Annotated in this window: 23 protein-coding genes and 1 tRNA gene; 3 read left to right on the forward strand and 21 right to left on the reverse strand. The window is 55.3% G+C overall.

Annotated elements, in window-relative coordinates; translation table 11 throughout:
- Positions 1 to 68: 68 nt before the first annotated feature.
- The 5 genes from holA to BG910_RS10600 all read right to left on the reverse strand — a co-directional run bounded on the left by holA (position 69) and on the right by BG910_RS10600 (position 3,212).
- Positions 69 to 1,061 carry a DNA polymerase III subunit delta gene (holA, locus tag BG910_RS10580; protein ID WP_089036803.1) on the reverse strand — a complete coding sequence of 331 codons (993 nt, stop codon included), beginning with the start codon at positions 1,059 to 1,061 and terminating at the stop codon, positions 69 to 71.
- Between the two features lies 1 nt (position 1,062).
- Positions 1,063 to 1,536 carry an LPS-assembly lipoprotein LptE gene (locus BG910_RS10585; RefSeq protein ID WP_089036804.1) on the reverse strand — a complete coding sequence of 158 codons (474 nt, stop codon included), beginning with the start codon at positions 1,534 to 1,536 and terminating at the stop codon, positions 1,063 to 1,065.
- A 221-nt stretch (positions 1,537 to 1,757) separates the two neighbouring features.
- On the reverse strand, positions 1,758 to 2,543 hold the full coding sequence (gene pgeF / locus BG910_RS10590) for a peptidoglycan editing factor PgeF (RefSeq protein ID WP_089036805.1): 786 nt from the start codon (positions 2,541 to 2,543) through the stop codon (positions 1,758 to 1,760).
- 121 nt (positions 2,544 to 2,664) lie between these two features.
- Entirely contained in the window at positions 2,665 to 2,955 is a 291-nt protein-coding gene (locus tag BG910_RS10595; RefSeq protein ID WP_157694076.1) for a LysR substrate-binding domain-containing protein, read from the reverse strand.
- Between the two features lie 56 nt (positions 2,956 to 3,011).
- Positions 3,012 to 3,212, reverse strand: a complete 201-nt coding sequence (locus tag BG910_RS10600) for a hypothetical protein (protein WP_089036807.1) — start codon at positions 3,210 to 3,212, stop codon at positions 3,012 to 3,014.
- A gap of 194 nt (positions 3,213 to 3,406) precedes the next feature.
- On the opposite strand from BG910_RS10600, the gene BG910_RS10605 reads away from it, so the two are divergent.
- Entirely contained in the window at positions 3,407 to 3,661 is a 255-nt protein-coding gene (locus BG910_RS10605) for a hypothetical protein (protein WP_089036808.1), read from the forward strand.
- Positions 3,662 to 3,939: 278 nt separating this feature from the next.
- Here BG910_RS10605 and purF read toward each other — a convergent pair whose 3' ends face one another.
- The 13 genes from purF to BG910_RS10670 all read right to left on the reverse strand — a co-directional run bounded on the left by purF (position 3,940) and on the right by BG910_RS10670 (position 14,315).
- Positions 3,940 to 5,484, reverse strand: a complete 1,545-nt coding sequence (gene purF / locus BG910_RS10610) for an amidophosphoribosyltransferase (RefSeq protein ID WP_089036809.1) — start codon at positions 5,482 to 5,484, stop codon at positions 3,940 to 3,942.
- Between the two features lie 124 nt (positions 5,485 to 5,608).
- Positions 5,609 to 6,130, reverse strand: coding sequence for a CvpA family protein (locus BG910_RS10615; RefSeq protein ID WP_089036810.1), 522 nt, complete (start codon positions 6,128 to 6,130; stop codon positions 5,609 to 5,611).
- A complete protein-coding gene (locus BG910_RS10620) occupies positions 6,123 to 7,184 on the reverse strand; it encodes an SPOR domain-containing protein (protein WP_089036811.1) in 1,062 nt (353 codons plus the stop codon). Before BG910_RS10620 ends, BG910_RS10615 begins: the two co-directional genes overlap by 8 nt.
- Before the next feature lie 75 nt (positions 7,185 to 7,259).
- Positions 7,260 to 8,534, reverse strand: coding sequence for a bifunctional tetrahydrofolate synthase/dihydrofolate synthase (gene folC / locus BG910_RS10625; protein WP_089036812.1), 1,275 nt, complete (start codon positions 8,532 to 8,534; stop codon positions 7,260 to 7,262).
- 135 nt (positions 8,535 to 8,669) lie between these two features.
- A complete protein-coding gene (locus BG910_RS10630) occupies positions 8,670 to 9,125 on the reverse strand; it encodes a protein YgfX (RefSeq protein WP_089036813.1) in 456 nt (151 codons plus the stop codon).
- Between the two features lie 83 nt (positions 9,126 to 9,208).
- Complete coding sequence (locus BG910_RS10635) at positions 9,209 to 9,568, reverse strand: hypothetical protein (RefSeq protein ID WP_089036814.1); 360 nt, start codon at positions 9,566 to 9,568, stop codon at positions 9,209 to 9,211.
- 72 nt (positions 9,569 to 9,640) lie between these two features.
- Positions 9,641 to 10,369: an amino acid ABC transporter ATP-binding protein gene (locus BG910_RS10640; protein WP_089036815.1), complete on the reverse strand. Its 729-nt coding sequence runs from the start codon at positions 10,367 to 10,369 to the stop codon at positions 9,641 to 9,643.
- Positions 10,370 to 10,381: 12 nt separating this feature from the next.
- Positions 10,382 to 10,825: a YecR family lipoprotein gene (gene yecR / locus BG910_RS10645; protein WP_089036816.1), complete on the reverse strand. Its 444-nt coding sequence runs from the start codon at positions 10,823 to 10,825 to the stop codon at positions 10,382 to 10,384.
- A 29-nt stretch (positions 10,826 to 10,854) separates the two neighbouring features.
- On the reverse strand, positions 10,855 to 11,424 hold the full coding sequence (locus BG910_RS10650) for a nucleotidyltransferase family protein (protein ID WP_089036817.1): 570 nt from the start codon (positions 11,422 to 11,424) through the stop codon (positions 10,855 to 10,857).
- 14 nt (positions 11,425 to 11,438) lie between these two features.
- A complete protein-coding gene (gene rsmA, locus BG910_RS10655) occupies positions 11,439 to 12,218 on the reverse strand; it encodes a 16S rRNA (adenine(1518)-N(6)/adenine(1519)-N(6))-dimethyltransferase RsmA (protein ID WP_089036818.1) in 780 nt (259 codons plus the stop codon).
- A 129-nt stretch (positions 12,219 to 12,347) separates the two neighbouring features.
- Complete coding sequence (locus BG910_RS10660) at positions 12,348 to 13,535, reverse strand: LD-carboxypeptidase (RefSeq protein WP_089036819.1); 1,188 nt, start codon at positions 13,533 to 13,535, stop codon at positions 12,348 to 12,350.
- Positions 13,536 to 13,689: 154 nt separating this feature from the next.
- Positions 13,690 to 14,088 carry an HIT family protein gene (locus BG910_RS10665; protein ID WP_089036820.1) on the reverse strand — a complete coding sequence of 133 codons (399 nt, stop codon included), beginning with the start codon at positions 14,086 to 14,088 and terminating at the stop codon, positions 13,690 to 13,692.
- Between the two features lie 142 nt (positions 14,089 to 14,230).
- Positions 14,231 to 14,315 (reverse strand) — tRNA-Leu (locus BG910_RS10670).
- A 156-nt stretch (positions 14,316 to 14,471) separates the two neighbouring features.
- On the opposite strand from BG910_RS10670, the gene BG910_RS10675 reads away from it, so the two are divergent.
- Both BG910_RS10675 and ribA read left to right on the forward strand, forming a co-directional pair.
- Positions 14,472 to 15,137 carry a hypothetical protein gene (locus BG910_RS10675; RefSeq protein WP_089036821.1) on the forward strand — a complete coding sequence of 222 codons (666 nt, stop codon included), beginning with the start codon at positions 14,472 to 14,474 and terminating at the stop codon, positions 15,135 to 15,137.
- Positions 15,130 to 15,726, forward strand: a complete 597-nt coding sequence (gene ribA, locus BG910_RS10680) for a GTP cyclohydrolase II (protein ID WP_089036822.1) — start codon at positions 15,130 to 15,132, stop codon at positions 15,724 to 15,726. Before BG910_RS10675 ends, ribA begins: the two co-directional genes overlap by 8 nt.
- An 87-nt stretch (positions 15,727 to 15,813) precedes the next feature.
- Here the strand turns inward: ribA and BG910_RS10685 are convergent, their stop codons facing one another.
- From BG910_RS10685 to BG910_RS10695, 3 genes are read right to left on the reverse strand one after another with little or no spacing between them, the layout of a single operon-like run.
- The gene (locus BG910_RS10685) at positions 15,814 to 16,269 is read right to left on the reverse strand and encodes a PilX family type IV pilin (protein WP_089036823.1); all 456 of its coding nucleotides are present in this window, start codon (positions 16,267 to 16,269) and stop codon (positions 15,814 to 15,816) included.
- Between the two features lie 10 nt (positions 16,270 to 16,279).
- On the reverse strand, positions 16,280 to 16,849 hold the full coding sequence (locus BG910_RS10690) for a pilus assembly PilX family protein (protein ID WP_089036824.1): 570 nt from the start codon (positions 16,847 to 16,849) through the stop codon (positions 16,280 to 16,282).
- A complete protein-coding gene (locus tag BG910_RS10695) occupies positions 16,828 to 17,775 on the reverse strand; it encodes a PilW family protein (protein WP_089036825.1) in 948 nt (315 codons plus the stop codon). The genes BG910_RS10690 and BG910_RS10695 overlap by 22 nt, the downstream gene beginning before the upstream one ends.
- Positions 17,776 to 17,779 lie beyond the last annotated feature (4 nt).

The following is a 17,779-nucleotide window of genomic DNA, read 5'->3' on the forward strand; positions in this document are numbered from 1 at the left end:
TCAGACGGCTTTTTTAATTTTGGGTAAAAAAGTTCAAGACCGTCTGAAAACCCGTTTCCGACAAAAACTTACGCGGCGAGGGAGACGACGAGTTGTTTGAATTCCGACCAGGCGTCGCCGTCTTCTGCGCCTTTGATGATGCGGTCGATTTTGGCGCAGGTTTGCAGGGCGGCGATTTGGCGGGAGACGGGGATGCGCTTGGCGGCGGCGGGGGCGAGGGTTTGTTTGTCGCCCCAGAGGCGCAGGCTGTTGCGCAGGGATTGGATGTTTTGGCCTTGTTTGAGGGCGGCGGTGAGGCGGATGAGGGTGCGGATGTCTTCGGCGACTGCCCAGAGCAGCAAAACGGGTTCTTCGCCTTCGGCTTCCAAGCCTTCGAGCAGGCGGGCGGTGCGGCGGACGTCGCCTTTCATCCATGCGCCTGCGAGTTGGAAGACATCAAAACGGGCGACGTTGGCGACGGCGGCTTCGGCGGCGGCGATGTCTAAAATGCTGCCTTTGGGGTGGATCAGGGTGAGTTTGTCGATTTCCTGTTTGGCGGCGAGGAGGTTGCCTTCGACGCGTTCGGCAAAGAGGGTCAGGGCGTCGGGTTGGATGTCCAAATCCCATTTTTTCAGACGGCCGCATATCCATTGGGGCAGGGCGGCGGCGGTAACGGCTTTGGCTTCCAAGACACGGCCTTTGGCGGCGAGTGCGGTAAACCATTTGGCCTGGAGTTGCGCTTTTTCGAGCTTGGGCAGCATGACGGCGGTTACGGTGTCTTCGGGCAGGCGTTCGGCGAGGACTTGCAGGGCGTCGCCGCCGGCTTTGCCGGGTTTACCGTTTGGGATGTGGATTTCGAGCAGTTTTAAATCGGCAAACAGCCCCATGCTGCCGGCGGACCGGAGCAGTTCGTTCCAGTCGAAACTGTTGTCGGCGGTATAGACTTCGCGGTTGAGATAACCCTGCGCTTTGGCGGATTGGCGCAGCGCGTCGAGGGCTTCGATGCGCAGCAGTTCTTCTTCGCCGTGGATGACGTAGAGCGGCGCAAGCGGGGCGTCGGGGCTGATGTGCTCGATGTTCATATTATTGTTTGGGCAGGAAGGTGAGCTGGCGGACGATTTGTTCGGCGGCGTCGGTGCGCATTTCCGACCAGATGGTCTGTTCTTCTTCGGCTTTGCCCAAGACTTCGCTGTCGGCGTAGTCCATGGTGCGCTGTACCAAGGCGCTCAGTTTGGGGCCGACGGGGGCGCCGTTGCGGGTGGCTTGTGCTTCGACGCGCAGAATCAGCAGGTATTCGTTAACGTGGGCGGTGCGGGTGATGGTGTAGATGTCGCGGCGGGTTTCGATGCCGGTTACGGTGACACCGGCTTCGGCGCCGGTTTCCACGGGCTTGCCGTCGGCGCGGCGCAGCGCGTTTTCCAGCGCTTCCTGCAAGACGTTGCCGTTGACCGACCAGGTTTGGTAGGGCAGCGGTTTGGTGATGCCGCCGTTGCCTTTGAGGTGGAACCCGCAGGCGGAAAGCAGTAATGCGGCGGCGGTCAGAAGGATTTTGTTCATGGCGTCTCTTTCATGGGTGTGGGTCTTGCGGGGATTATAGCGGATTGTGAGGCCGTCTGAAAAACGGGGGGGATGGAAAATGAGGGAACGGTGCGGGGGAATGGCGTAGGCTGGGCTTCAGCCCAGCCTACGCCAATAAAACCCGGCCTACGGTGTTGACCAACCGAATCTGATCTATGCCGCCGAAAAACGTCTTAGATTTTCAGACGGCCTATACGCCGTTATTCCGCTTCCGCGCCGTTGTCCAGCCAAATTAAGCTGACCATACGGCCGGTTTGGCCGTCGCGGCGGTAGGAAAAGAAAGTGTCGCGTTCGAGCACGGTGCAGTGCGTGCCGCCGTAAATCATGCCGACGCCTTCGCGCTGCAAAACCATACGGGCAAGGACGTAGATGTCGGCGAGGTATTTACCGTTGCCGATGGGCGTGAACGCGCTTTCGGCTTCGGGCAGAACGGCGCAGAAGCGGTCGTAAACGTCTTGGCCGACTTCAAATGCGTCGGGGCCGATGGCGGGGCCGAGGTAGGCCATGATTTTGATCGGATTGATCCGCATGGCGGCAACGGTGTTCTGCAAAACGCCGTCGGCCAAGCCGCGCCAGCCGGCGTGTGCGGCGGCAACGACAGTGCCGGCTTTGTCGCAGAACAATACGGGCAGGCAGTCTGCGGTCATGGCGGCGCAGACGGCGCGGCCGGTGGTATCGACGCTTGCGTCGGCGTCAAACAGCGTTTCCAGCGCGTCGGCGGCGCTGACGACGGTGGTGCTGTGGATTTGGTTAAGGTAGGCGACGGGCAGGCGGGTTTGCGCTTCGACGAGGGCGCGGTTTTGCGCGACGTGTTCCGGCAGATCGCCGACATGGCTGCCGAGGTTCAGGCTGGCGTAAACGCCTTCGCTGACGCCGCCGTTGCGGGTGGTGATCAGCGTTTTGACGTTCGCAGGCGCCGGCCATTCGGCTCGGAGAAAGGCGGTTTGGGCAGCGGAAATGCCGGGGCTTTGGGATAGGGGTCTCATAGTCAGGAGTCTTTTGTGTAAACGGGGCGGTATTGCCTGATGGTGTAAAGGATTATATCGGGCGGCGGACGGTGTTGTCGGGAACATCCGGCCAGTTGTGCTGCTAAGATTGCCGCTTTTTTCAGACGGCATGGCCGTTTTCTTCAAACCACGCTGCGCAAAAATCCACATACGCCCGCACAATTGCCAAAGGATGGCGGTAGGCGGCGTAGATAAGGTGCAGCGGATAGCACGGCAGCGGGTAATCGGGCAGCACCTGTACCAGCTCGCCGCGCGCCAGATAGGGCGCGGCCATCAAGTCGCTCAGCTTGCCGATTGCCATACCGGCCAGCGTGTAGTGCCAAATGGCGCGGTTGGCGTTGCTGGAAAACAGATATTCGGATTTGATTTTCTGCGCGCCGAATTCGCGCACCGAGCGGCTGCCGTCGGTATCTGCCCGGCCCGCCAGTAGAGCAGGAAAGCCGCCAGTTACGCGGGTGCACGCGGCATGCCGTATTGGGCGGAAAAGGCAGCTGCACCTGCAAATCCCGCTCCAATTCGCTCATTTTCCGGCTCAAGGTCGAAACGGACACCCGTTTTCTCACCCGCTGCCGGCAAACTGCCCGCCTGCACGATGGCGGTAAATAGGCCGTCTGAAAGCGCTTTTCGGAGTGTTCGGACAGACATCATTGCTTTTCTTTAATCGAAGGGTTTATAAAAGCAATAATTATCTATTTTTTACTGGGTATTATTTCCTTTTGGTTAATGGTGTTTTAATCGGATGGCGGTTTACCCCGCCGGTGCATCAGCCTAGAATACACTCATTGATTCAAACAGCAGCACCTTGTTTCAACAACCACACTTTATTTACAGGAAAGAACATCATGAAAAAATTTGCATTCGCCGCCATCATCGCAACAGCCGCTTCCATTGCCGCAGCCGATTCTCCAATGCCCGAATGGAATCACGCCAATGACTCGGGTGAAATCGCCGGTCTGACCGAAGTGAAATACGACACCACCATCCACTCTGCCAAAGCAGACGACCGTGTTGAATTTACCGTTACCCCGACCGGCGTGCGCACTCCGGGCGACATCGGTTACAACGACACCCATGCCCGTTTGATCAACAACGACTAAGCGGCTTGATTTGGGCGGGACAGCCGTCCGTCCAGATTCAAATTGGTTTGATACAGGCAAAGGCCGTCTGAAAATCCGATGTAGCGGGGGTTCAGACAGCCTTTGTCTGTTTTTGCAGGATATCCGGCCTGCCTGATTCTGTTTCATCTGCTGGAAACGGTTGTATCCAAACCGCCGGAGGGCGCAGAGGCCGTCTGAAACATCAAATGCCGTTCGGTCAAAACCGGCCGTATGGGGCGGCGGAATTGCAGGTATTAAGCTCCACGGTATTTGCTTCACTATTCTTCGCCGTCGTCGCTTTCGTTGCCGCTGATGCTGTGTTCCATTTTGCTCGGGTGGATTTTCAATCCGCCGCAGCCGGCTTTTTCGGCGGAGAGGCGTTGCAGGTAGGCTTCGTCGATGTCACCCGTGAGGTACACGCCGTTGAAGCAGGAGGAGTCGAACGCTTGGATGGCGGGGTTGAGGGCTTTGACGACGGTTTCGAGGTCGTTCAGGTCTTGGAAGACGATGCCGTCGGCGCTGATTTCGCGGGCGATTTCGGCGGTGGTGCGGCCGTTGGCGATGAGTTCTTCGCGGGTCGGCATGTCGATGCCGTACACATTGGGGTAGCGGACTTCGGGCGCGGCGGAGGCGATATAGACTTTGCGGGCGCCGGCGGCGCGTACCATTTCGACGATTTCGCGGCTGGTGGTGCCGCGCACGATGGAATCATCGACGAGCAGCACGCTTTTGCCTTTGAATTCGCTTTCCATCGGGCTGAGTTTCTGGCGCACGGATTTTTTGCGCGTGGCTTGGCCGGGCATGATGAAGGTGCGGCCGATGTAGCGGTTTTTAATCAGACCTTCGCGGTAGGGTTTTTGCAGGTGGACGGCGAGTTCCATCGCGCTGGGGCGGCTGGTGTCGGGAATCGGCATGACGACGTCGATGTCGTCGACGGGCAGCTCGCGTTTGATTTTTTCGGCCAGCGAAACGCCCATGTCGAGGCGGGCTTGGTACACGGATACGCCGTCGATGACGGAGTCGGGGCGGGCGAAGTAAACGTATTCGAAGAGGCATGGGTTTAAGGCGGTTTTGCCGCTGCATCGGCGTGAGAAAAACTGGCCGTCGAGGGTGATGAAGACGGCTTCGCCGGGGGCGATGTCGCGTTCCAAATCAAAGGCCAGTGCGTTGAAGGCCACGGATTCGGAGGCGACGGCGTAGGATTTGCGGCCGTCTGAATCTGTTTGGCTGCCCAATACCAGCGGGCGGATGCCGTTGGGGTCGCGGAAGGCGACCATGCCGTAGCCGGCAATCATGGCGACGACGCCGTAGGCACCGCGCACGAGTCGGTTGACGACGCCGACGGCGTTGAAAATATTATCGACGCTCAGGCGTTTGCCGGCATTGCCGGACACTTCGTGGCGCAATTCGTGGGCGAAGACGTTGAGCAATACTTCGGAATCGGAGCTGGTGTTGATGTGGCGCAGGTGTTTGTTGCAGACGTTTTCGTAGAGTTCGGCGGTGTTGGTCAGGTTGCCGTTGTGTGCCAAGACGATGCCGAAGGGCGAGCTGACGTAAAACGGCTGCGCCTCGGCGCTGCTGCCGGCGTTGCCGGCGGTGGGGTAGCGGACGTGGGCGATGCCGGCGTTGCCGGTGAGGTCGCGCATATTGCGGGTGCGGAATACTTCGCGCACCATGCCTTTGCCTTTGTGCATATGAAACGTGCTGCCCTCGACGGTGACGATGCCCGCCGCGTCCTGCCCGCGGTGTTGCAGCATCTGCAATCCGTCGTACAAAGACTGGTTGACCGGCTCATGACTGACCAAACCTAATACACCACACATTTTGTTTTCTCCTGCTGCCGCTTTTCAGACGGCATGATTAAATTAAAACAATTAAATCAAATCAAAAAGTTCAAACCGTTTTCAGACGGCCTTGCATTGAATCAGGCTGTCTGAAAACGGCGTTTTATAGGGAAGAAGTATCCGAATCGGTAATCCCGTTGCTGTTTCTGCCGCCAAACGGCAGGTAGGGTTTGGCGATTTCGGCCAGCGATTCGAAATACGGAATGCTCACCGACGAACGCCAGCCTTCGGTGTGCGGCAAATCGGTCAGCGAACCGACCATCACCGCCAGCGTCACCATCGCCACGCCTTTGACTGCGCCGAACGCGCCGCCGAGCAGGCGGTTGAGCGGGCCGAGTCCGACGGCGGAAACCGCGCCGTTCAACAGCGAACGCAGCAGCCCCAAAACCAGCCATACGCCGAAAAATACGCTGACAAAGCCCAAAGCCAGCGCCAGCGCTTCGGGGTTGACTGATTGGAAAGCCATTCCCGATACGGGGATGGCGAACCATTTTGCCGCCATAAAGGCGATGACCCAAGTCAGCAGCGAGCCGATTTCGGCAATCGCGCCGCGCATCATGGAAATGACGGCGCAGATACCGATGACGCCGAACGCCAGCAAATCGGCGATGGGAAGGTTATTCATCAATCACCTGTCCGGCGATGCCGTGTACGCGCAGTTTGTTCAAATCGCGCTCGGCGGCGGCGCGGTTGGGATATTTACCGCTTTTCACGCGGTAAACTTTGCCTTTGTCGGTGTTGATTTCAATAATACCCGCCTGAATGCCGGCAGCTTTCATTTTGCGCTGCAGGCTTAAGGCGCGCTCTTTTTCGGGATAACCCGCCAAAATCACGGCGCGTTTGCCTTTTGCGACAGGCGCGGCGGCAGTTTTTGCCGGTTTTTCAGCCGGTTTGTCTGCTTTTTTCCAAGCGGTTTTGTCTTTTTGCGTGTCGATGTCTTTCACGCGCTCGGCCTGAAGCAGTTTGGCCGCACGCTCTTCTGCCGCGTCAGCCTGAATGCGTTTTTTTTCGGTGGCTGCGGCAGCTTTTTCGGCCTGCTGTTTTTTACGTTTTGCGATTTCCTGACGGATTTTTTCCTGCGCCTGTTTGCGCTCGGCAGCGGCTTTGCGCTCTGCGGCTCTGCGGCGTTCGGCGCGTTGCTCGGCTTCCCGGGCTTTCGCGCGCTGCGCCGCCGCCGCGGCTTGGGCGGCAGCATCGTCTTCGCCGACATCGTGCTCATCAGCTGCGGGCGGCGCTTCGGTTTCGACATAAGGTTCGGTTTCCTGCGCGGCGCTTGTCTGCGCGGTTTGCACCGTTTCAGACGGCTTGGCCTGCGCGGTTTGCGAAGCAGCACCGGAAGCGGGCTGGACATTGATGTCGCTGTCGTCCAGCCTGTCGTTGTTGATGGTTACGGCAGGCACGTCCGAGCCGGCGGGCATAGAGGCTGCGGCGGACTGCGGTTGCAGCATTTCGACCTGCGGCGCGGGCTCGCCGGCCGGCATTGAAGCGGCGGAAGCGGCCTGATTGTTGATGGTAACGGTCTGGCCGGCAGGTTTGCTGTCAGAACCGCCGTTTAACACGGCGGCCAAAATCACGCCAGATACGGCGACCAAGCCTGTGGCCGTGACCAAGCGGCGGCGGTTGCGGCGTTTAAGCTGTTCGTAGCCGCCCAATACATCTTTTTGTTTGTCGTCAGACATAAAAATCCCTCTCTATGGCTGTGAACACCGTTTTTCAGACGGCATCGGGCCGTCTGAAAAACGGTATTCGGGGTTTTATAAAACGGCCATCACTTCGGCAACGGTATGAAACGAGCCGAACACGACAATGCGGTCGTTTTCGGAAGCGGTTTCCACAGCCGCGCGGTAGGCGGCGGCGACGGTATCGAATACCTTGATTTTGCTGATGCCGTGATGTTCCAAAATATTCTGCAAATCGGCGGCACCCATGCCGCGCGGCAAATCGAGCGGGGCGATGTTCCACTCGTCGAATTGGTCTTTGACGATTTCCAAAACGCTGCCGATGTCTTTGTCGGACAGCATGCTGAACACCGCCGTGCGCTTTTGCGCAAAGGCCAGATTGATCAGACTGCGGCGCAGCGCGCGCGCGGCGTGGGGGTTGTGGCCGACGTCCAAAACGGTGGTCGGGCGGCCGGGCAAAACCTGAAAGCGCCCCGGATTTTCCACCGTCAGCAAACCGCGTTTAATCGCGCCGATGTCGGCGGGCAGTTTGTCGTTCAGGCATTCCAGCACGGTCAGTGCGCAGGCGGCGTTGTTGAGCTGGTAGCTGCCGCGCAGCGCGGGGAAGGGCAGGGCGTTACGGTTGCGCGCGAGGCCGTCTGAACGCTGCGGGTGGAAGCGGTAGGTCCACTGCATGTTTTCCAGCGTGGTGTAGTCGAAATCGCGTTTGACCAGCAATAAATCCGCACCGATTTTTTCCGCGTGTTCCACCAGCGTTTTCGGCGGCGGGTTTTGGCCGCAGACGGCGGGCTTGCCGCTGCGGAACACACCGGCTTTTTCAAAACCGACCTGTTCGACCGTATCACCGAGAAACGCCTGATGATCCAAATCCACGCCGGTGACGACCGCGCAGTCGGCATCGAAGACATTGACCGCGTCCAAACGTCCGCCCAAGCCGACTTCCAAAATCATCACGTCCACCTGTTCGCGGATAAAAATATCTACGGCGGCTAAGGTGTTGAATTCAAAATAAGTCAGCGAAATTTCCTGCCGCGCCGCTTCGATGCGCTCAAACGAGGCGACGACGGTTTCGTCGGAAACGGGCTGTGTGTTTACCGCGATGCGTTCGTTGAATCGCAGTAAATGCGGGCTGGTTAACGTGCCGACTTTGAAGCCCGCCTGCGCGTAAATGTGCGACAGATAGGCGCAGACCGAGCCTTTGCCGTTTGTTCCCGCGACGACGACGACGGGGCATTGCGGCACTAAATTCATACGGTTTTTCACTTCGCCGACGCGCGCCAAACCCATATCGATCAGGCCGCCCGAGTGGGCGGTTTCCAAATGTGAAAGCCAGTCGTTTAATGATTTCATTTTGTTTGGGGCCGTCTGAAAAAAGGGGGGGCGGTTTTGCCGTCGTTCTTTGGTTATACCGGTCTAAAAAAATTAAGATGACAAGGCGGCGCGCCGAAGACAGTACGGTGGTACGGCAAGGCGGTGCCAACGCGGTCAGGTTATTTTTGAACCGGTTTCAGACGGCCTGTTGTTTTCCTTGGTTTGATGCCACCTTGCCCAAACCTGTAAACGGCGGTAATCGTCGCGCCCGAGCATATCGGGAAATACCGCCTGCCAAACCTTGCGGCTGCCCGTATCCCATTGCAGAAACAGCGCGTGGCGCGAAACGGCGGAAGCGCCGCAAAGCGCAGCGGCTTGGTCTTCCGCGGCGTTACGGAAAAGCAGCGAAGCGCGGTTGTTCAAATCAATGTCGATGCGGATAACGGCATCTTTTCGCCGTAAATCTGCCGTCTGCCAAGCGTAGGCAAAACTCAATAAAACTGCGGCCAAACCCGCCCACATCATCCAACCGTAAAAAGCCGTTATGCATACCGACAATGCCGCCAAATGCAGCGCGGCGGCCAGAATTTTCAGACGGCCTGACGGTTTCAGGATAAAACGGTGGTTCATTGTAGCGTTTTTTATCGGTTAAATAATTATGCGGCAGGTTATAGTCTGTTAATACTTTACCGTCTGCCGGCTTGGGGCGGGGCTTATCTCATGTTGTCCAACACGGGCTCGACGCTGATTTCGGCGTCTTCCATGTCCAAAACCGTATCGTGGATTTCGATGTCGAAAAATTCCCAAAACGCTTGCAGGCTCATGTCTTGCGGCCATTTTTTTTCATCGTCTTCCCAGCCGGAAAGTTCGGCGGCGAAAATTTCCTGATAGCGCTCGTCGAAATAGGCGACGGCATCTTCGGGCTCTTTAAATTCAGGGATTAAAAACACCGAACAGTTGGTGCGCAACTGCTCAAGCGTCAAATCGGGAATCCCGTCGTCGAGCGATTTCAGCCAGGCCAGAAAGGGCGCGGCGGGTTTTAAAACGACGGCGGTGCGGTCAACGAAATACATAGTGTTCCAATCTTGATGAATGGTTCGGCCGTCTGAAAAATACGGCGGATTTTTCAGACGGCCTTATGTGGATTAATGCGTCATTACCTGCTGCAAAAACTGCTTGGCGCGTTCGTGTTTCGGGCTGGTAAAAAATTCTTCCGGCGTTGCCTCTTCGATAATCTGCCCGTGATCGACGAAAATCACGCGGTCGGCCACTTCGCGGGCAAACCCCATTTCGTGGGTCACACACATCATGGTCATGCCGCTCACCGCCAAATCCTTCATCACTTTCAACACTTCGCCCACCATTTCCGGGTCGAGCGCGGAAGTCGGTTCGTCAAACAGCATCACGCGCGGCTCCATCGCCAAACCGCGAGCAATCGCCACACGCTGCTGCTGACCGCCGGAAAGCTGGCTCGGCAGCGCGTCTTTTTTATGTGCCAAACCCACGCGCTCCAGCAGTTCCAACGCTTTTTGCTCCGCCTGCTCACGGCTTTGCTTTTTCACTTTCATCGGCGAAAGAATGATGTTTTCCAGCACGGTCAGATGCGGATATAGATTGAAACTTTGGAACACAAAGCCGACTTCCTCGCGGATTTTGTTCAAATCGGTTTTCGGGTCGGCCACGTTGACGCCGTCCACCCAAATCTCGCCGCTTTCGATGCTTTCGAGCTGGTTGACCGTGCGGATCAGCGTGGATTTTCCGCTGCCCGAGGGGCCGCAGACCACGACCACTTCGCCCTGTTTTACTTCGAGATTCACGCCGTTGATGACATGCAGGTCTTTGAAATATTTGTGTACGTTTTTGAATTTAATCATGTTTTTAAAAAATTAGTGCCTATTAATAGGTTGAACTGCTGTTTCAGTTTTAGTAACCGCAGGATTCGGAATATTGATGATAATTTGCTGCATCGGCTGACTTTGGTTTTGCACATGATATCCAGCCTGAGAAACGGTTGTATGCGATGTTCTTTGACCCGTACATTGATATTCTGTTACTACACGGTATTTTTCACATCCAAAACCATAATTGAGAACACATTGCTTACTGCCGGCACTAAATGCTTCAGCTTCAGAAAAACCCCATGCCTGACAACGCTTTGCAGCCTGTAATCGTGAAGCATCTTGATTCACAATAGGAGATTCATATGGAGTATATTCATAGGCCATTTTAACAATTCCATCGGCCTTACTGCCACTAATAGGAACCATTGTTTTATGTGTCGCACAACCGACTACCGCAAAAGCAAAGAGCAATGCCATCATTTTTTTCATTTTACGTTTTCCTTATTTTAAGTGAAATATCAGCGCACAAAATCACGTTTGTACGCCATGTGGTTTTCGATATTGGCTTTGGCGTCTTTTTCATCCCAAATCTGCAATTCCCACGGATAGTAGAAATTGCTGCTGTTTTTGAAATAGATATGCACGCCGATGTAGCCGTCTATATCGCGCAAATACCAGTTTTTCAAGCCATATCCGGTTTTCCAGTCGTCGAGTTTTTCCAAAATTTCCGACACGGTTTCAGACGGCCAAATCAGGCGTGCGCCGAAAATGTCGTTGAGAATATTATTTACCGGATATTGGTTTTCACGCGCGAGATAACGGCTGATTTTGTCGCGTATGCTTTCGGCGGTTTTCACGCGGTAGAAAAAGTCGATGCCGCGCGTATCGGCAAATGCCAAATAATCGTTAATCGCTTCGTGCAGATTCAGGCGGTAAGACAAAATATGCTCGGTCGGCACGCTACACAACGTATGGCTCAGGTTGATTTTTTCGACTTTGCCGGTCTCGAAATAGTCCTGCGAATACTGCGCGTGGATGCGGTTGATTTCGCGGATTAAACGTTCGGTTTTGTGCAGATTGCTTTCCATTGCCCTGCTCCGTTTCAGACGGCCTTCTTCACCAGATAATTGCTCAACGCCACATAAAGCTCGGGCGCGATGTGTTCGGCGCGGTCTTGCGGGTTGATGCCGACGGCCTGCAAATCCGCATCGTCGGCCAGCTCTTTCAGATTATTGCGGATGGTTTTGCGGCGTTGGTGGAACGCGAGTTTCACCAGTTTGGCGAAATGCTCGAAATCGTCGGCCTTACCAATACGGTGTTTGACCGGAATCATGCGCACCACGGCGGAATCGACTTTCGGCGCGGGGTCGAATGATTCGGGCGGCACGTCAATCAGGCTTTCCATGTCGAAAAAATATTGCAGCATCACGCCCAGCCGCCCGTAGTCGTTGGTTTTCGGCTCGGCCACCATGCGTTCGACCACTTCTTTTTGCAGCATAAAGTGCATATCGATGACCTCGTCGGCGATGTCGGCCAGTTTGAACAGCAGCGGCGTGGAAATGTTGTACGGCAGGTTGCCGACGATTTTCTTTTTGCCCGCCACGCTTCTGAAATCGAATTGCAGCACGTCGCCTTCGTAAATCACGAGTTTGTCGGCAAACGGCAGGGTTTTCAGACGGCCTACGATGTCGCGGTCAATTTCGCAAACGTGCAGTTTGTCCAACTTTTTCGCCAGCGGCTCGGTAATCGCAGCCAAACCGGGGCCGATTTCAATCACGGTATCGCCGGCCTGCGGGCGCACAGCGTTGACGATGTCGGCGATGATGCGCGTGTCCTGCAAAAAATTCTGCCCGAACCGCTTGCGGGCTTTGTGTTCTTTCATGCTTCTAAATGAATAAATTTTTTCAGGCGGTATTGTAACTGAAAAACGGCGCAGATTGTGATTGGAAAGGCCGTCTGAAAAACGTTTCGGCGGTTTTCAGACGGCCTTTGGCGTGCTTTGGCAATCGGTTTATTCGCTGACTTCGTCTGCCGTGGCGGGGGCGGTATAAACCGTGCCGTCAAACGCGGGCTGCGGCAGCAGTGCGTTGAGGTTGAGGGTGTTTGCGGCGAGGGTGGGGTAGCCGCTGAAGGTGACGGTATAACCGCCGTTGCCCGTGGACTTTACTTTGGCGTGCGCGCCCAGCGGGAAGGTGGTTTTGTTGGTAATGTGGCCGAACGGGAAACCGGTCAGAACGGGCACTTGGGTTACGCGCTGGATTTGGTTGACGACGGCGGTAAAGTCGTAGCTGGAATCGTAGGTGTCGCGGATGGTGCCCATGCGGAAATCGCCGAAAATAATCGCGCGCTGTTTTTTCAATACGCCGGCCAGGTGCAGCGTGTTGAGCATGCGCTCGATGCGGTAGGGCTGCTCGCTCACGTCTTCGAGAAACAGGATTCCGCCTTGAATATCAGGCAGATAGGGTGAGCCGGCCAATGAAGCCAATACGCTCAGGTTGCCGCCCCAAAGCGTTCCCTCGACATTCACGTCTTTGCGTTGTATAGCGGCGACATCGACGATGTTGGCGGAATTGGTTGTGCCGCGTATAAAGGAGTCCATCGTGTAAACGCTGGGCTGCGGTTTGCCGAATTCGCTGTACACCATCGGGCCGGCGAAACTCGGCATATTGCCTTTGGCCAGCAGTGCAAGCTGGATGGCGCAAACGTCGCTGAAGCCGAAAAACAGTGTGTTGCGCTCGCGCATCCGTGCGCCCAAACTCGCGAAATCGATGCCGGCCAACAGCCGCACTGCGCCGTAGCCTCCGCGCAAGCCCATCAGCACTTTCGGTGTTTGCACGCGGCCTGCGGCGACGTCTTGGAAGTCGGCGGTGCGCTGGGCATCCGTGCCGGCAAAACGCTGGTAACGGCGCGAAGCGGCCTGCTGGTTGGTCACGGTAAAGCCTGCGTTGTAGAGGCGGGTCAGGCCGAGGTTGGCGCGTTCGGCCGATTCGGCAAAACCGGAGGGCGCGACGACGCGCAAAACATTGTCGCCCGAGCGGACGGTGTTGGTGCTTCTTGGGGGCACGGGTTTTTCTTTCTGATTGGCGGATTTGGTGGAAGGAGAAGAAGAACCGCCGCTGCCGCAGGCCTGAAGCAGACCCGCGCCCGCAATGGCGGAAGCGGCTTGGAGAAAACGGCGGCGGGAAGTTTGCCAAGTCATAGGGTTTCCTTTTTTGATGTTTGTTTTCAGACGGCATGATCCTGGCAGAGGCCGTCTGAAAAAGGTTTGTTGTCAGGCGGGATTGCAGGCCTGCGCGGGAATGACATCGGTGAGGCCTTTTTGATTTTACAAAAGTTTTATGCCGTCTGAAAAACTACTGAATCAAAGCCTTAACCTGCTCCGGCCAGTTTTCCGGCAGTGTCATTTCATGGTTGCGCACGGCGGGCACCCAAATCGGCGCGGGGAAGTTGGCGTCGTTTTCAAAACGCGCGATGACGTGCCAATGCAGGTGCGGCACGACGTTGCCCAAGCTCGCCAGATTGATTTTGGCGGGGCGGAACACTTTGCGCATCGCGGCTTCGACACGGTAAACCATATCCATCAGCTCGGCGCGGCTTTCAGACGGCAGGTCGGTCATTTCCGTCACATGCGCCTGCCAAATCACACGGCAAAACGCCGGCGCACCCGCTTCGTTGTGCACGGCAATCACGCGCAGATTGGGCGTTTGCAGCAGGATTTCTTCGTTTTCGGCACGGCAGACGGGGCAGCTCACGGCAGTTCCTCAAGAATTGGGAAACAGCTATTTTAAGCGAAACGGCCGTCTGAATCATCTTTTCAGACGGCATTTGACATAAATTTATGATCGGCGTTGCAGACGTAAAAAAGCAGCCCGAAGGCTGCTGATTTTTATAGTATGGTGCGGACGGAGAGACTCGAACTCTCACACCTCTCGGCGCCAGAACCTAAATCTGGTGCGTCTACCAATTTCGCCACGTCCGCGTGAGAAAGCGGGATTATACACATTTTCATGAAAACTGCAAACCGGCAGGCTTGAAATACGGCGGTTTTGCCCGATATTGCGGCTGTTGGCAAGGCCGTCTGAAATGCTTGGAAACGGGTTTTCAGGCGGCATCACGATTGTATAAAGGAGCGGCGATGCCGGCTTTACTGATTAAAGATTATTTGCAGACGCAGGGCTTGAAATTGCCGGCGGACAATGTTCGGGCAGCGTATCTGGCGGCGCAGGCGGTAATGAATTTGGGCTCGGCGTCTATCGAGCGTGGGATTTTGTGGCCGGAACACGGCGGCTGGCGGCTTGCCGACCATGTGGCGGCCGATGCGGCCAACGAGGCTTTGCTCAGGCAGATTTTTATGGCGTTGGATTCGGCATACAGCCGCACGGCGAATGTCCGCAGCGCGGCGCTTTATGCGCAGATGCCGTCTGAAAACGGCGCGAAACTGGTGCAGCTGACCCGACAGGGCGAGATGCTGGAGCCGCTTTTGGATGTGAATGACGACAACAGCCGTGTTTATCTGGCCTGCCGCACGGCGCAGAGCGGCTGGCTGAACCTTGCCGACGATGTGCCCTACTGGCTGGACTTGGGCGAAATCGAGGGCAGCCGCAACGAGGGCGGAAAAAGCCAGCTTTCGGCGCCGGTCTGCACGGAAAGCGGCGCGGTGTTGGGCGTGTTGCACGTTGAATTTAATGATAAAAAACAGACTGATGAGGTGGCTCAAACGGAATGGGTGGCGCTGGCGCTGGCTTTGTCGGAGCCGTTGAAAACCCTGTTGGGCATCGAAGAGGAAATACAAAATGACTGAGGCTTTAAAATTTATAGCTGCCTGCCGTCTGCCGACAGAATGGGGTGTGTTTACCATGCACGGCTTTGAAGAGCCGGGCGGACAGGAACATATTGCGCTGACGATGGGTGATTTTTCAGACGGCCTGCCGGTTTTGTCGCGCATCCACTCGGAATGTCTGACGGGCGATGCGCTGTTTTCCAAAAAATGCGATTGCGGGCCGCAGCTTAAGGCGGCTATGCAGGCGGTGCAGCAGGAGGGGCGCGGGGTAATTGTTTATCTGCGTCAGGAAGGGCGCGGCATCGGCCTGATTAATAAAATCCGTGCCTACCATTTGCAGGACGGGGGCGCGGATACGGTTGAGGCGAATCTGAAACTCGGCCTGCCCGTCGATGCCCGCGATTTTACTTTGGCCAAGCATATTTACGATTATCTGGGCGTGCGTGCGGTCAAGCTGTTGACCAATAATCCCGAAAAAATCCAAACGCTTTCGGATGCGGGAATCAACGTCTCCGAACGCATTGCCTTGCAGGTGGGCGAAAATGCGGAAAACGAGCAGTATCTGCAAACTAAAGCGGAAAAACTGGGGCATATGTTAGGCAAAGAGTAGGAATTGGCAGCATGAGAACGAGGAGGCCGTCTGAAAATTTTCAGACGGCCTCGTGTTTTAAAACAAACGGTATGGTTTTGCAGTGGATTATTTTGGTTCACAGCCGTCGGTTTTTGTTTTTTTGTAATCCGTTGCACCGGCAGCAGTATCGCAGAAATAGGCATTGCCGTTACTGTCCATCCATACGGACAACTTGTAGCCGCTGCCGGCTTTCGGTGTTGCTGATAAACGATAGCGACGGCCTTTTGCGACATCTTCCATGGCCGCAGTCAGCGTATATTTGGTCTTTAACTGTGGGTCGTTAAAGTCTTTGAACGCTCCCAATTTGGTTTGTACGTCAGCCGGAAGAGACGAAGGATTTTTCAACAACCAGGTTTTAATTTGGTTATTAATATCCACAAGTTCCGAATGCGCTTGGGCGCGGTAGCCGCGCTCGATGTAGCGGTTGTACGAGGGCAGGGCGATGCTGGCGAGGATGCCGATAATCGCAATGGTGATCATCATCTCGACCAAGGTAAAGCCGTGAACGGTCTGTCTTTTCATGGCCTTATCCTTACTCTGCTGCAACGTATGATTGGGTGATTACGGTGGTATTGTCGTTTCTGCCTTTCGCTTTGGCGGTTACGCGGTAATATGATGTGCCGGTTGCTTTGTCTGTTTTGACAAATTCAATGATGTAGTGGGCTTGGACATCTGACGGTTGAGCATTTTTTGGGTAAACTCTGCCGTTTTCTTCCATGCAGAGTTTTTCGCCTGTGCAAGTTCTCTTCCATGCGGATTCGGTGGAGTTGCCGTCAACGGTAATTTTGGTATTGCCTGCATTGGAATTTGTTGCGCCCACGGCGCGACACAGGCCTTCTTCACAGTTGTCTTTGAATGTCAGTGCGGCTTTTGTTTCAAAATCAACAATATCTTGTTCGCCTTGGCGCAAGGCTGCTTCGGAAATACTCATGGCGTATTTGCGGTCGGAGTCGTTGGCGCTGATACGGTATTCGGTGTTGTATGCCTGAACGGCGGCGACTACCAGTAAGGCGATGACAATCATCACTATCAGTACGATAAAGAGTGCAAAGCCTTGTTGAGACGAGGCTTTGGGTGGGTTTAAACGGCACGGTCTGCGCATGTGTTGCCTCCCCTTACGTTGGCGTTGATGTTGTAAATTTGGACGTTGTTGTCTGTTCCTGCGGCTATATCACCGTTTGTGCCTTTTCCTTTCAGTTTCAGGCTGATCAATACGGGCGTGGGTGGTGTGGTTACGGTTGAGCCGGTTGGATTGGTCTTTTTAAAGGTGTTTGTTTGTTCAAATTTTTCCTCAGGTACAGTGCCTGTCGGGCATTGGCTGATATAGGTGTAGTTGATTGTCCAAGAATCCACCCCTTTCATCAGCAATTGTGGGTTGCTCCACGTGCCGTCATCGTCAAGCTGGAAACGGAACAGTCCTTTTTGAGAGCCTGCTGTGCCGATAACGTAGGCATTGACGGTATGGCGCATGATTGAGATGGTGCCGTCTTCATCATCAGTTGCAATATTCAATGCGTCGGCAGCGCGGGCATCTGCAATGGTTTTAATGGCGGTGTTAGTACGGGCAAGGACGTTGCAGCTGCTAACCACCCGGGTGGCATCATTTGCAGAGTCATCGGTGCCGTATTGGAAAATCAAAGCCTTATTCTTGGTATCCGGAACAAATCCGCCCTCTGTAAAGCCTGAGCTGCCAACTTCTTTAACAGGCAGGAAAGGGTCTTTCAGGGAGAAGAATTGTGCTCCTTTATCTTGGAGAACGTCTTTTGCTTCATGCGTTGCCATATTAAAACAACCGAAGCTGCCGGCCATGCGTGCATCGCGGGTAATCATATTGGCGGCATTACGCAAATCCTGTTGGGCATTCATGCGCTCGGAAGCGGTATTATTCAGCGTGCGCGTGCTGAAATAGCCTGATGTGGCGGCTATCAAAACAATCATGCTCAATGCGCTGGCAACCAGAAATTCAATCAGGCTGAAGCCGTGCATTTTCTGCATGTGGGTAAATTGAGGGAGACGTTTACTTTTCATTTGT

It is taken from the genome of Neisseria chenwenguii, assembly GCF_002216145.1.
Taxonomy (GTDB): domain Bacteria; phylum Pseudomonadota; class Gammaproteobacteria; order Burkholderiales; family Neisseriaceae; genus Neisseria; species Neisseria chenwenguii.